Raw genomic sequence first — 12,763 nt, 5'->3', positions numbered from 1 at the left:
ATCCGGCGCAACCACGGCACCGAAGCTCAATGCAAGAATCAAAATGAGGCGGAAAAAGCGGATCATGCAGTTCTTATGCAAGCTTCCAGTAGGGGGAGGTCAAGAAGTATCCTGTAACATAGGCGTGACATTGCCACGCGGGTACTGACTGATTGGCCAACGGATGCCCGAGGTTGGTTTCGGGGGAAAATCTGAGGCGAGACTGCGGACTCATCCAAGGTCTTTTTCGGAGCCAGGCAACCACCCGCATCCTTTCATGCTGGTGGCTGCCCTTGTGTCAACTTGCGTCTTTGAATTCGGTGTATTCACCGCGCACCTGGACAGTCACGGTTGCGGGCTGGCTGTCCCGATTCCGCCAAAACCATCCGTGTTCGTCGTCAAATGTCGCGATGATCTCGCCCTCGTCGCCCGTCGAACCGGGGCCCTTTTCATAGGTCACCGAATTGCCCTCGCCATGGCCGTGCATGTCGAAGTTCACACGCCCGCCATCGACCAGCATTCGGTATTCTTCCGTCTGGCCCTCTTCCATGACCAGCTTCCACTCGGCACTGTCGCCGGGTGCAAGCGTAAAGGTGGTTTCGTCGCGCCAGACCTCGACCTCCTGCGCGTGTGCCGCACCGGTGCAGGGTCATAACCGATTCCGGCGCTATGTCCCGAGAATGCTCCATCTTCTTAAGATCGACGGGGCGCATGTGGCTACGCCGCTCTTGGCTGCCATCGATTTGATCAAAAATGGCGCAAGGCATTCTGTGCCAACAGATTTTCTGCGACGCACCTCGAAGTGGCACCAGCACCTGAAGATGCAGCAACCGAGTGATCAACGCTTGTGGGAGGTGGCGGTTCTGTTCCATTTGCGGGACGCCTTCCGATCCGGCGATATCTGGCTGGCACAATCCAAGCGCTACGGTGATCTCAAGCAGGTTCTGGTTCCCGCAACAACGGCAGCGGCAAATGCGCGGCTTGCTGTGCCGCTTGATCCCGAGCAATGGTTGGCAGACCGCCATGCCCAGATGGAAATCGGTCTGGAAAAACTCTCAAAGGCGGCGAAACGCGGAACGATCCCCGGCGGGGCCATCGAAGACGGTGTCCTGCAGCTCAGCCGATTGCCTACACAAAACCCGAACGGCGCGGCTGATCTGCTCTTTGATCTGTATAAGCGTGTCCCGGATACGCGCATCACCGACATCATGTTGCTGGTCGATGATGCAACTGGGTTCACCGATGCGTTCACACATCTACGGACAGGGGCACCGCCGAAGGATCGGATTGGCTTGCTGAATGTGCTGCTTTCGGAAGGCTTGAATCTTGGATTGAGCAAGATGGCTAAGGCGAGTAATTCGCATGGGTTTTGGGAATTGATGCGTATTTCGCGGTGGCACATCGAAAGTGAAGCGTACGGACGGGCGCTTGCGAATATCGTGGACGCTCAGGCCAAACTACCTATGGCGCAGTTCTGGGGCATGGGGATAACCGCATCCAGCGACGATCAGTTCTTTCCAACCACCCGACAAGGCGAGGCGATGAATCTGATCAATGCCAAAGACGGAAATGAGCCGGGGCTGAAAGCCTACACGCATGTTTCGGACCAGTTTGCGCCGTTTGCATCTCAGACCATTCCGGCCACGGTCAGCGAGGCAACTTACATCCTTGATGGGTTGCTGAACAATGATGTCGGCAAACGGATCAAGGAACAATATGCAGACACAGGCGGCTTCACTGATCACCTCTTTGCGGTCACGTCGATCCTGGGCCATCGGTTCATTCCGCGCATCCGGGATCTGCCATCAAAGCGGCTTTATGTGTTCGATGCCGGAGGAACGCCACAGAACCTTAAAGGAATGATTGGCGGCAAAATCCGCGAAGGCCTGATCGCGTCAAACTGGCCTGACATTCTCAGGATTGTAGCCACAATGACGGCGGGGACGGTCGCGCCAAGCCAAATCCTCCGCAAGCTGGCTTCGTATCCACGCCAGAACGATCTCGCCGTTGCTTTGAGGGAAGTCGGCCGTGTCGAACGCACATTGTTCATGCTGGATTGGGTACTCAACGCGGATATGCAGCGGCGAGTGCAGATCGAATTGAACAAAGGTGAGGCGCATCACGCGCTGAAGAATGCTCTGCGCATCGGCAGGCAGGGCGAAATACAAGACCGCACGACCGAAGGACAGCACTATCGTATGGCGGCGCTCAATCTGCTGGCGGCCATCGTCATATACTGGAACACCGCCCGGCTCGGTGAGGCGGTGGTGCAGCGCCAAGACGCGGGCCTGCCTATTCAGCCTGACCTCCTTGCGCATACATCGCCACTCGGGTGGGCGCACATTCTGCTGACAGGAGAATACAAATGGCCAAAAAAAATGATACGCAGGACAGCGGACCTTGGCTACGAGGCGCATGGACTCACACAGTGCGGACAAACCAAACTTATGCAGTTGCGGCTATTGCTGACGCAGCATCGCTATGCAACTGCGGCAAACATGCCGTTCGACATCTGCGCATATCCTGGAAGCAGTCATTGGATTTTGCCTGGGCTGATGCGAAGTGTATGGTTTCGTCCTCATCTATTTGACTGTCGAAAAGCTCTGCTTACTCACAGAATTGAGTTTGCCTAGATTGGAGGAGGTGTAATTAGTTCAGATGTTCGACATCATTCGCCGCGTCATTCAGTGGCTCGTCCGAAGCATCCTCATAGAGCGCGGCAAACAGCGCGAAGGCGACGGCCGCCGCTATGCCCGCCAACGGGATCCAATGCCATTTTTTCGATTTCTCGAAGTCCGGTTCCTGGTTCGACATATTGTATTTGCCGAAAACGATCTGGCCGGGCGATCCGAGGAGTGTCCGGCCAAAGGGATCAGTCGTCGATGGAAATCGGGCTGACCAACGGGCCGCCATCGACAACCACCGGCTTGTCGTTCGCAACGCTTCCGGGTCCGAATTCGTAGGCGCCGAGTTCGCCATCATCGACGTGCAGCATCGCGATGACATTGTCTCCGTCATAGTCACCGGTCAGCGGAACGTAGACATTCTCGGTCATGCCGACCTTGACATAGGTATGGCCGATCGAGGCCGGAACGACCGGCTTGCCGTCCTCGATAGCGTGGATCACGACCCAACCATCTGCGGCGGCGGTCACGGACTTGACCACGACAGCGTGGCTCAGTTCCTGCTCTGCGGTTTCAAGCGCGTCGGACGCGTGGGCGTCAGCAAGGGCGACGGACGCAGTGGCGGTCAGGACCGCGATTGTGGCGATAATTTTCTTCGTAGCGTTCATAAGAACTCTCCTTTGAATTCGGTTGGAGCGCCGCTTTGGGCGGAGCTTGCAAGGTTCACGACTGACAGCCTGGAACCCTTCCCAAGTTTTTTTCACGAACCCGTGATCGACAATTTGCAAAAGATTTCCGGGAATAAATCGGCGACTGCGCACGTCACTCATGGGTATGCATGCAAGAGGAGGCACCATGCCGACCCATCACGTCCTTGCCCAAGAGGCCGACGCCATGAAGCGGTACGCGATCACGCTGACGCGCGACGTGCACACCGCCGATGACCTCGTGCAGGATTGCATGGAACGGGCCTTGCGCAAGTGGACGCTGCGGCGCGCAGGTGTCCCCCTGCGGGCCTGGCTGTTCACGATGATGCGCAATCTGCATGTTGATGGGTGGCGGCGGGCGAAACGACATCAGACGGAATCGCTTGAGACCATGACATCACCGCCCGCGATACCGCCGACCCAGGAAAATCATGTCGAGTTGAACCGGCTTTTGGCGCGCGTCATGTCTCTGCCCGAGGATCAGCGTGCGGCTTTGATACTGGTCAGCGTTGAAGGCTTCACCTACCGAGAGGCCGCTCAGACGCTTGGCGTACCAGAAGGCACGATTCTGAGCCGCGTAAGCCGGGCCCGCGCCGCTTTGCGCGAGGCAACGGCCGAGACTGCCCCAAGACTGAGGAGCGTGACATGACAAGCGCGCCGAAGGATATTCGTGAAGAGGATCTTGTCGCCTACGTGGACGACGCCTTGTCGCCCGTTCGGAGAAAACAAGTCCAAGCCTATCTGAATGACACACCAGAAGCCGCCCTTCGGGTGGAAGCCGACATGGCCATCGCCCGCGATCTGCGCCGTGCCTTTGCGGGGCTGGTTGCCGATCATCCGATTGCAACTCTTCCGGTTGCTGAACGGCGCAGGCCCATGCCGTTGGCATGGGTTGCGTCAGTTGCGATGGCGCTGATGATAGGCGGTACGGCAGGTTGGGTCCTGCGCCCCGACACAGCCCCGCAGCCGATGTCGGGCCTTGTGGCCGAAGCCTTCGCCGCACATCGCACCTTCGTTGTCGAGGTCGCGCACCCGGTCGAGGTCGGGGCCGAGAACAAGGGCCATCTGGCCACTTGGCTGACCAATCGGCTGGATCGTCCGTTTGCTATCCCCGACCTGCGTGTCGTGGGTCTGTCGCTGGTCGGTGGGCGGCTCCTCCCCTCGCCCACCGAACCCGCGGCACAATTGATGTACGAAGACGGCAACGGTCAGCGCCTGACGCTCTATCTGCGACGCGGCAGCGAAGGCGATCCGAGTTTCCGATTTGCCGAAACGGCCACCGCGCAGGCGTTCTACTGGAGCGACACCGAGTTCGCCTACGCCCTGACCGGCGCTTTGCCGCGCGCGCACCTTCTGGAAATCGCTCATTTGCTGCAGGCTCAGTTCGAGGATACAGGCGCGCCAACCTGATCTCACGGAAGCGTGATCATAAATTCGGGAAGGGTTTTGGATGTCGGCGCGTCAGTCTTGTGAAGGCCGCCCGCAATCGGTGGAGGCCAATCCACGACCTGACAGGAGATACTATGCGACTGATAACGCTTTTCACCACCACAATCCTTGCCGCAGCCCCGGCATTCGCCGACACCGCAGCCGACCGCCGCGGTGATACCGCGTTCAACGATCCATCTATCGAACACGCGCCGCAAGACGGCGTCGTAAAGCTTTACGGCGCGGGTGGTCCGCACACGGCATTCCGCAAGGTCGCAGCCGTCTTTGAAGAGCAGACGGGAACCTCCGTCGAAGTAATCGCGGGCCCGGAATCGAAATGGACCGCAGACGCTCAGGCCGACGCCGACATTCTTTGGGGCACATCCGAGCAGTCGATGACAGCCTTCCTGCTGACCTACACGGCCTTCGATCCCGCGAAAGTCGAGCCGATCTACCTGCGGCCGACCGTGATCGCAGTGAAGGCCGGCAACCCGCTGAACATTGATGACTTCGATGACCTTCTGGCCGACGGGGTGCGGGTTGTCGTGACCGAGGGCGCAGGGGTCTACAACACCTCCGGCACCGGCACATGGGAAGACGTAGCGGGCCGTTTGGGCAGCCTCGATGACATCTCCGGCCTGCGACGCAATATCGTGGCTTATGCGCTTGGATCGGGTGCCTCCTATGGGGTCATCTCAAACGGTGATGCCGACGCTTGGATCACCTGGCCCAATTGGCCGATCACAAAGGACGACCTCGACATGGTCGAACTGTCTGAGGATCGTGTGATCTACCGCGACGTGAATGTCGTGCTTTCGCCCGATGCCGATCCGGAGGCGCAAGCCTTCCTTGACTTCCTCATCACGGATGAAGCGCAGGAACTCATGGCAACCGAAGGCTGGCAGCGATAGTGCGGTTGATCCGACAACTTTCGCAACATGCGGAATAAACCAACGTGATTGGACGTTTTGTCTTTAGGCCCCGCTGCTTAGCCGGGGCCTAAAGGACTTTCGGAACATGAGACGCTTGATGACACAGCCCTGATTGCCCTGTGACGCCGAACGGACTTCAGTCCTCCCCGCAAGGCCGAACACCGGTTCACGGTCTGCGCCCTGTTCCTAACCCGGAAGTTTTATTTTCGTGAGCTTTTCGCCATCGGAGCGGCGACCGTCTGAGCGGTCGCAGCGGCGTGTTTCTCAGATATAGAAATAGGACGGTGCCAGCGTCGAAGGCGCTGCTGCCGTGGTTCAGCTATCTGGAAGTCGCGCGATGGCGGGCATCTATTTCCGGACAAACCGCGTAGCCGTGCGGTTTCTCAATTACGTGGCACCGACTGCGCTGACACGGCACCTGACCGCATCCATCGATCTTGATCCGTCGCAACGTTCTGACCCTGCCCCTCGGTTGAATACAATATACGGGTCTTCCCAGGGACTTTCGGCAGTGGTTATTCTTGTATTGCGCGACGGCTCCTACGCTTTTCCATCCGACAACCCTGCCGGTTATGGCTCTGATCTGTTGGCGCAGCCTCCAGGGGCCGTGCGCCCCCCATATCCAACTGACTGAGCATCGGAACCGCGCGACCCCAATTACCAAAATGGGTTATCCGGCAAGCAGAGCGGCCGCACAAGCGGGCACCGTCCTTTGGCCGGCCGACCCGGCCACGTGCATCCACTTATTTGGGGCTTCGCGAATATTTTTTCGTTCCGCGGGAATAAAATGCATCCCCAACACGTTAGTCACACATGAAGCAGCTGCATACCGTGGAGTGCAAATGCTTCGAACCACGGGAGGAAAGACATGAAAATCATAGAAAACGTAAAGCGTCGGCATTTCCTGATCGGATCAGCGGGCACGATGGTGGCTGCTGCAGTCGGGGCACCGGGGATGGCGCAATCAGACGGGGAGCCGTTGCCAGATTACGTCGCATGGAAAGACGCCGAGGACATGATCGTCCATTCCAAGCAGACGCTTGAGACGAAGCGCGCCGCGCAAGGTTCGGAGCTGATCACGCCCAGTACCGAGCTTTACATACGCAATAACCTGCCCGCCCCACCCGACGAGATCGTCGCAGATCGCGATGCCTGGGAGGTCGAGATCGACGGGGTCGCGAACCCGGGTAAGATGACTGTGGGCGAGATGAAGACGCTCGCGGTCGAAACCGTGGTTTGTGTGCTGCAATGCTCGGGCAACGGGCGCGCTTTTTTCGATCATGAAACCAGCGGCTCGCAGTGGTCGGTTGGTGCTGCGGGCAACGTGGTGTGGACCGGCGTGCCGGTGCGCGCCGTGATTGACGCGATGGGCGGTGCGAATGCGGGCGCCGTGTTCCTGACCGGTACAGGTGGCGAAGAGATCCCCGAAGGTCTTCCACCCGAGACGATCCAGGTCGAACGGTCGGTTCCAAAGGCCGCGATGGATCAGGCTATCCTGGCGTGGGAGATGAACGGTGAGCCTTTGCCCCTCGCCCATGGAGGCCCCCTGCGGCTGGTCATTCCGGGGTATTATGGCGTGAACAACGTCAAGTATCTCAAACGTCTGGCAATGACGGCCGAGGAATCGCCCAATAAAATCCAGCAAACCAGCTATCGCGTGCGCCCCGTGGGGGTAAAGGGCGATCCCTCTCAGCCGTCGATGTACGAGATGGCCGTCAAATCCTGGATCACCGGCCCTCTGATGGATGCGGCGACCGGCAAGGTGCAGGTCCACGGCGTCGCCATGGGCGGTGTCAGCGGTCTGGACAAGATCGAGGTGTCCACCGACGGGGGGCAAAACTGGGCAGAAGCGCAGTTCCTTGGCCCGGACCTTGGCCCCTATGCATGGCGGCCATTCGTGCTGATCACGGAGCTGTCCGAAGGCACACATATGCTGGCGAGCCGTGCCACCAACGAAGCGGGCGTTACCCAACCCGAGTTTTTTCCGCCCAACGAACGGGGTTATGGCAATAACGGCTGGCGCGCCCATGCCGTCGACGTGACTGTCAGCTGAGCTGACTGACCGGCGGCATCCTCTGCCGCCGGTTTGACAACAAAAAACCGGAGACATGAACATGACCACCCAAACGACGCCACGACTCGGCGGCGCAGTTTTTCTTGCCTTGATGGCCGGTGCTGCGAGCGCCGAGGCTGATCTGGATGCTGGCCGTAAGATCTTCACTGAAACCGCGCAACCTGCCTGCGCCCTTTGCCACGCGCTGAAAGATGTGGGTTCGGAGGCCGAGGTCGGCCCCAACCTCGATGAATTCAAACCGACAGTCGATCAGGTGCGCGCAGCCGTGACCAGCGGAATCGGAGTCATGCCAGCCTTTTCGGAAACCCTGACCAAGGAAGAAATCGAAACGGTTTCGAAATACGTGGCCCAGGTCACGGGCGGATCGGAGAACGCAGCCGGATCAGATGCCGCTACTGAAGCGACAGATTCCGCAGATGCGGAGGAGGTTGAAACTCCCGGCGCCGAGATCCTTGCGCAGGGCGACCCGGCTGCCGGCGAAAAGACGTTCAGGAAATGCAAGGCTTGCCATACGGTAGACGAAGGTGGGTCCAATCGCGTCGGTCCCAACCTTTATGGTATCGTCGGGGCACCCGTGGCAGCGGTCGACAACTTTCGCTATTCCGACGCGCTGGTTGAATACGGGGGCGATTGGACCCCAGACCGTCTTGCCGCGTTCCTTGCAAATCCGCGTGGCGAAGTCCGTGGCACCAAGATGGGGTTCGCAGGCTTGCGTGATGCGCAGGATCAGGCCGATGTCATTGCCTATCTTGACAGCTTGACGGACACCGCAAAAACCAACTGACCTAGCCGACGCAGGACCGTGCCGTCCGGGTTGCCTCCGAAAGCGACGCCATCACGCTTTCGGAAACACGTTCGCGGGTTTCAAGCATCAGATAACTGGCGATAGCATCGAACCGCGTGCGGTCCATCCCTGTCGCGACGACTATATGACGAAGGTGATCCCCGGACAGCCAGGTTGCGATCTGCTGACCGGGTGTGTCGCTGCTCTCTGGGAAAACGGACGCGCCGCGAAAATAGGTCAACCTGCATCCATTCTGACCCGCATAATGCATGACTTCGCCGTTGTCCGATGTGCGGAAGGCAACAGCCGTCAGGTTTGCGACGGACAGGTCGGGTACGCCCACCGCACCGCCTGTCGCGGCGGGCCGCAGATCGGCGGTTTCGACGTCATACATCTCAGCGGCCAGTTCAGCGTGAATGTCAAAAGCTGTCGGGGTGGCGACAAAAGCGGGTCCGAATACCACAGCCAAGGCAATTCCCGCAGCGACAGCACCGCCCGCCAGCCAGCGCCGGGGGTGCCAGCTACTATTTGCGGCACTAGTTTCCGGCATAGATTCCGAATGCACGAGGTCCGGTCGCAAGGCCGCCAAGCTGACGGACACGTTCCGCACGTCCTCAAGCGCTGCGGCAAGCGCGGGCTCGGATGCAGGCCGCCCCTCGAACGCGCGCATGTCGGCCGCGCACAACTCACCATCGTGGTAAGCGTTGACCTGTTCCCAGTCCTTGTCGTTCAGTTCATTCATGTCTTCCGCGTCACTTCCTGCTTTGCCGTTTCGGCCCCATCGACGATTTCCAGCAACGCCTTGCGGGCACGGCTGATCCGGCTCATCACCGTTCCGTTCGGCACATCCATCACTTTCGCCGCCTCGGCGTACTTCAACCCCATGATATCAACGAGGCACAGAACCTCGCGGGTCTCGGGCGGCAGTTTCTTAAAGGCCAGCCGGATCAACACATCCCGCGCGGTGTCCGACGCACCCGCTTCATTGGATAGACGTTTTTCGGCCGCGAAATATTCCCGACGCACGCGCCTTTTTCTCAGCTCATCGTAATGCAGGTTGCGAATGACACGGAACATCCAGGGCCGTAGTTCCCCGATCGGGTCTGGCCTCCCACCTGATCGCAGCCCCCGTTCCACAGCATCCTGAACAAGATCTTCAGCCTCCTCGCGGGAATGGCAAATGGCTATCGCATAGGCCCGAAGTTCAGGCAATAGGATTTCAATGGAGGTCAGCTGCGCCATGACGAACCGTACCGCGTTTGCAGGTAGGGTCAAAGCAAACAAGGCGCGCTGGAAAAATCCGGTCAGGGCTTAAAATAAATTCATACCGTCGCATATGCGAATATATGAAAGTAAAGCAGATCCAAGAAAACGCGGACAAGGCTGAGGCGCTGCTCAAGGCGTTGGCCAGCCGGAATCGCCTGTTGATCTTGTGTACGCTTGTCGAAGGCGAAAGGTCGGTCGGCGTCAGGCTGGTGCAGGTGGCTATTCCACAAGGCTTCTACGTGCGCTCGACCCCAAGCGGCAGCCATGTCGAGGAAAGAAGGGGTATGGAATGACGGGCCGTTGGTACTACCGTAAGGTGCACACCCGCCGACTGTCGACGGGGCGAACAGTCTCGGTTCGCGGCTGTTGGGCAGTTCGGGGCGATCGCAGCAGGAAGAAGGGAGCATCATTCAAGCGGACTTGTCCAATACGCGGTGCGCTGATCGTAAGCGTGGGCATGCCCAGAGGGGGCTGGGTCCACTTTGAGGGCTGCAAAGGCCTGACACGAATTAAGCACCCTTGTCTGCATCTTGGCGAGGATCTTAGCAGGCGGCGCGACAAGGATACACCCGATCTTTTCGAAAGGCTGCCATAGCTCGCTGTCGGATCACAAAGAGCGATTCTGACCAAAACACTTAGGTCGATGTTCAAACCACGACCCTTTGGCGGCATCGATGAACGTAAGCGTTGGCGGCAAGCGCTCCTCCCTCAATGAACCGAGAAGGTCTTTGTCGCTGGATCTGATCCCAACGGTCTAGTCCTTGATCCGCCACATCCTGAAGCGTCCTTGTTGCGTCACTTCTCGGATCAGGCCCCTCTCTTCCATCCAAGCGAGGTTCCTTTGAACAGCCGCGCGACTTGCGCCTGTTAAGACTTCCGCCATCGGGGCCGACACCAAAGGCCACTCTGTCAACGCCGAACGAAGAGCGGCCGGAGTCCGCCCCGAAAGCTGAGACATGACTTTTTCCGCCCGAGCACTCCATGTCTGGGTATCATCTAGATTACGCATCGCCGTTAGAATTGCGCTGTTCATCCCATCCAACCAGCGGGCCAAGCGTTCAGGTGGCAAGCCCGAAGCACGCAGCCCCCCTGCCCCGCCCATAGCGAGCGGAGCGAAAATGGCGCCGCTTCCGTCACTGGCCGCGATCCTAGACGCGGTGACGGCGGCTTCCATCTGGTCGCCGTGCTGTCCGAGGCCCGCCAGGTTCCAGAGATGAAAGCCCATGCAAGCCCGCGTGATTGGGTGGAGATTGGCCGCGGCTGCCATTACGTGCAACCATCCGCCCGCGCGATCTTCGAAACGCTCAGCGCTGTCTTCAATGCTGTCGGGATCGCGGCGATCCAAGAAGGCGGCCAAGTCACCTTTTGGTCCTGGACCGCCTGTCAGTCGCCGAATAGCCCATCCAACTCTTGCCAGGGCATTTGGGTCATCCTGTGCGCCCGAGAGCCGCATCGATACCCAGAGCGCCAGACGATCAGCACTCACCCGATCTCCTGCGAACCAGCTAAGATCCGCCGCCTCGATCAGCGCGAGCCGATACTGCCACCCTTCCGGGCCACGCAGCAGTCGGTCATCCAGAGCTCCCAGGCGTCCAGCCACTCCTGCTAGTCGTGCAGCGTGAACCCCCTCTGCCTTTGCCCAGTCGTCGATGACAGCAGTGTCGGGCGGTTCCGCCCGTGGCCCAGGAGGCAAATCATCCGGTTCTTCTTCGAGTGGCCCAGGCATAAACCAGTGTCGCATTTTCTTCACCATTTCAGCACATGATTATTACGTGATTTCTAGAAGATACGGCGATATCGCACATCATTTTTCAGCTTAAGGTTTCAATTTTGGTTCCGTATTTCAGCAAGTGGCCGCCCTGTTGGCGCACTGCCCAGCCGGTTTCGAAAGTTTCATATCGATGACGTCCGGCGGAGCGCATGCCTCGGATGAAGCTTGGGCCAAGGCGACGCGGATCGCGCGCGAGTTGGACCGGATTCTTGACGGGGCGGCGCCCGTGCGTGAGGCCGTGATGCGCGCGGCATCCGAGCTGCGGCTTTCGACACGCCAAGTCTACAACTATCTGGCGCGGTATCGGGAAGAGCGCAGGGTATCGTCCCTGCTGCCGCGAACGAGTGAGACAAGGAAACCACGGGTCAGCCCCGCTGTCGAGAGCATCATCGCGATGACCCTGCGGGAGATGTGGCTTTGCCCTGAGCAGCCAGACCTTGCACCGATCGTTGAAGAGATCCGCGCCCGCTGCGCAGAGGAAGGGCACACTCCACCCGCCTATGTCACTGTCGCCCGGCGGATCCCCATTCTGTTCGCACCGGAAGAAATTGCCCGCCGCCGCCTGTCAGATAGTAAACACCTGAACCGGCTGAAGCCGCGACCCGGCTACATCCGGGCTAACCACGCGCTCGACGTTGTCCAGATCGATCACACGCCGGCAGACATCCAGTTTGTCGAGGTGATTGATGACCACGGCGTCTTCGTTGGTCGCCCCTATCTGACCATCGCAGCAGATGTGGCCACGAGCGCGATCATCGGCTTCTGCCTGACCCTCGAGCGGCCGTCACGACTGTCTGTCGCGCTTTGTCTGGCGCACGCGATGTGCTGCAAGACTGCCTGGCTGGCAGAACGCGGCATCGATCATGCCTGGCCAATGCATGGTCGCCCGAAGCAGATCGTCGTCGATTCCGCCAAGGAGTTCCAGAGCAGCACCTTCAGCAGAGGATGCGCGGACTATGGCATCGCCATACGCATGCGGAACAAGGGCACCGTGCATCGGGGCGGAGTCGTCGAACGCCTGCTGGGGAAAGTGAACACGGCGCTGCGGGCTTTGCCGGGCAAGACGGGGCGTTCCATCGCGGATCGGGGCGACTATGCCTCGGAAGCGCGGGCACGGCTCAGCTTCGCGGATCTTGAACGCTGCATCGCGCTCGCGATCATCGACCACAACCTGAGCCAGAATGCGCGCAGGCTGACC

General features: G+C 59.4%; 13 protein-coding genes and 1 pseudogene. 9 read left to right on the top strand and 5 right to left on the bottom strand.

Annotated features, from left to right (window positions below; all coding sequences use genetic code 11):
- Nucleotides 1-277 precede the first annotated feature (277 nt).
- Entirely contained in the window at nt 278-529 is a 252-nt protein-coding gene (locus tag RID11_RS15635; protein ID WP_240790895.1) for a hypothetical protein, read from the bottom strand.
- A gap of 91 nt (nt 530-620) precedes the next feature.
- Between RID11_RS15635 and RID11_RS15630 the strand changes: the two are divergent.
- Together RID11_RS15630 and RID11_RS15625 are read left to right on the top strand one after the other, a co-directional pair.
- A pseudogene (locus RID11_RS15630) lies at nt 621-2,357 on the top strand (Tn3 family transposase); the annotation flags it as partial.
- Nucleotides 2,358-2,637: 280 nt separating this feature from the next.
- Nucleotides 2,638-2,877 carry a hypothetical protein gene (locus RID11_RS15625; protein ID WP_350140834.1) on the top strand — a complete coding sequence of 80 codons (240 nt, stop codon included), beginning with the start codon at nt 2,638-2,640 and terminating at the stop codon, nt 2,875-2,877.
- On the opposite strand, the gene RID11_RS15620 is transcribed toward RID11_RS15625, so the two are convergent.
- Nucleotides 2,852-3,271 (bottom strand): DUF7282 domain-containing protein, encoded by a 420-nt coding sequence (locus RID11_RS15620; protein WP_350140832.1) that lies wholly within the window; start codon nt 3,269-3,271, stop codon nt 2,852-2,854. The two genes, RID11_RS15625 and RID11_RS15620, sit on opposite strands and share 26 nt — an antisense overlap.
- Nucleotides 3,272-3,458: 187 nt before the next feature.
- Between RID11_RS15620 and RID11_RS15615 the strand changes: the two genes are divergently transcribed.
- The 5 genes from RID11_RS15615 to sorU all read left to right on the top strand — a co-directional run bounded on the left by RID11_RS15615 (nt 3,459) and on the right by sorU (nt 8,528).
- On the top strand, nt 3,459-3,959 hold the full coding sequence (locus tag RID11_RS15615) for a sigma-70 family RNA polymerase sigma factor (RefSeq protein WP_350140830.1): 501 nt from the start codon (nt 3,459-3,461) through the stop codon (nt 3,957-3,959).
- Nucleotides 3,956-4,720 (top strand): anti-sigma factor family protein, encoded by a 765-nt coding sequence (locus tag RID11_RS15610; protein ID WP_350140828.1) that lies wholly within the window; start codon nt 3,956-3,958, stop codon nt 4,718-4,720. The genes RID11_RS15615 and RID11_RS15610 overlap by 4 nt, the downstream gene beginning before the upstream one ends.
- Nucleotides 4,721-4,833: 113 nt before the next feature.
- The gene (locus RID11_RS15605; protein WP_350140826.1) at nt 4,834-5,649 is read left to right on the top strand and encodes an extracellular solute-binding protein; all 816 of its coding nucleotides are present in this window, start codon (nt 4,834-4,836) and stop codon (nt 5,647-5,649) included.
- An 889-nt stretch (nt 5,650-6,538) separates the two neighbouring features.
- The gene (gene sorT, locus RID11_RS15600; protein WP_132998139.1) at nt 6,539-7,723 is read left to right on the top strand and encodes a SorT family sulfite dehydrogenase catalytic subunit; all 1,185 of its coding nucleotides are present in this window, start codon (nt 6,539-6,541) and stop codon (nt 7,721-7,723) included.
- 61 nt (nt 7,724-7,784) lie between these two features.
- Nucleotides 7,785-8,528: a SorU family sulfite dehydrogenase c-type cytochrome subunit gene (gene sorU, locus RID11_RS15595; protein WP_132998140.1), complete on the top strand. Its 744-nt coding sequence runs from the start codon at nt 7,785-7,787 to the stop codon at nt 8,526-8,528.
- 1 nt (nt 8,529) lies between these two features.
- On the opposite strand, the gene RID11_RS15590 is transcribed toward sorU, so the two are convergent.
- Nucleotides 8,530-9,270, bottom strand: a complete 741-nt coding sequence (locus tag RID11_RS15590; RefSeq protein ID WP_132998141.1) for a hypothetical protein — start codon at nt 9,268-9,270, stop codon at nt 8,530-8,532.
- Complete coding sequence (locus RID11_RS15585; protein ID WP_132998142.1) at nt 9,267-9,770, bottom strand: RNA polymerase sigma factor; 504 nt, start codon at nt 9,768-9,770, stop codon at nt 9,267-9,269. The genes RID11_RS15590 and RID11_RS15585 overlap by 4 nt, the downstream gene beginning before the upstream one ends.
- Nucleotides 9,771-9,874: 104 nt before the next feature.
- On the opposite strand from RID11_RS15585, the gene RID11_RS20845 reads away from it, so the two are divergent.
- The gene (locus RID11_RS20845) at nt 9,875-10,087 is read left to right on the top strand and encodes a hypothetical protein (protein WP_206338418.1); all 213 of its coding nucleotides are present in this window, start codon (nt 9,875-9,877) and stop codon (nt 10,085-10,087) included.
- 461 nt (nt 10,088-10,548) lie between these two features.
- Here RID11_RS20845 and RID11_RS15575 read toward each other — a convergent pair whose 3' ends face one another.
- The gene (locus tag RID11_RS15575) at nt 10,549-11,547 is read right to left on the bottom strand and encodes a hypothetical protein (RefSeq protein ID WP_289091563.1); all 999 of its coding nucleotides are present in this window, start codon (nt 11,545-11,547) and stop codon (nt 10,549-10,551) included.
- A gap of 148 nt (nt 11,548-11,695) precedes the next feature.
- Here RID11_RS15575 and RID11_RS15570 point away from each other — a divergent pair.
- Nucleotides 11,696-12,763 (top strand): TnsB C-terminal domain-containing protein (locus RID11_RS15570; protein ID WP_350140822.1); only part of this gene is annotated, 1,068 nt, incomplete at its 3' end.

Origin of the sequence: Roseovarius sp. (assembly GCF_040219995.1) — a bacterium.
In the GTDB taxonomy this organism is placed as follows: Bacteria; Pseudomonadota; Alphaproteobacteria; order Rhodobacterales; family Rhodobacteraceae; genus Roseovarius.
This window is presented reverse-complemented; position numbering and strand designations above follow the sequence as displayed.

Excerpts from the sequence above, each read along its gene's own strand:
- RID11_RS15635 (WP_240790895.1), bottom strand. The coding sequence starts at position 529 with ATGGAAGAGGGCCAGACGGAAGAATACCGAATGCTGGTCGATGGCGGG.
- RID11_RS15625 (WP_350140834.1), top strand. The coding sequence starts at position 2,638 with ATGTTCGACATCATTCGCCGCGTCATTCAGTGGCTCGTCCGAAGCATC.
- RID11_RS15620 (WP_350140832.1), bottom strand. The coding sequence starts at position 3,271 with ATGAACGCTACGAAGAAAATTATCGCCACAATCGCGGTCCTGACCGCC.
- RID11_RS15615 (WP_350140830.1), top strand. The coding sequence starts at position 3,459 with ATGCCGACCCATCACGTCCTTGCCCAAGAGGCCGACGCCATGAAGCGG.
- RID11_RS15610 (WP_350140828.1), top strand. The coding sequence starts at position 3,956 with ATGACAAGCGCGCCGAAGGATATTCGTGAAGAGGATCTTGTCGCCTAC.
- RID11_RS15605 (WP_350140826.1), top strand. The coding sequence starts at position 4,834 with ATGCGACTGATAACGCTTTTCACCACCACAATCCTTGCCGCAGCCCCG.
- sorT (WP_132998139.1), top strand. The coding sequence starts at position 6,539 with ATGAAAATCATAGAAAACGTAAAGCGTCGGCATTTCCTGATCGGATCA.
- sorU (WP_132998140.1), top strand. The coding sequence starts at position 7,785 with ATGACCACCCAAACGACGCCACGACTCGGCGGCGCAGTTTTTCTTGCC.
- RID11_RS15590 (WP_132998141.1), bottom strand. The coding sequence starts at position 9,270 with ATGAATGAACTGAACGACAAGGACTGGGAACAGGTCAACGCTTACCAC.
- RID11_RS15585 (WP_132998142.1), bottom strand. The coding sequence starts at position 9,770 with ATGGCGCAGCTGACCTCCATTGAAATCCTATTGCCTGAACTTCGGGCC.
- RID11_RS20845 (WP_206338418.1), top strand. The coding sequence starts at position 9,875 with ATGAAAGTAAAGCAGATCCAAGAAAACGCGGACAAGGCTGAGGCGCTG.
- RID11_RS15575 (WP_289091563.1), bottom strand. The coding sequence starts at position 11,547 with ATGGTGAAGAAAATGCGACACTGGTTTATGCCTGGGCCACTCGAAGAA.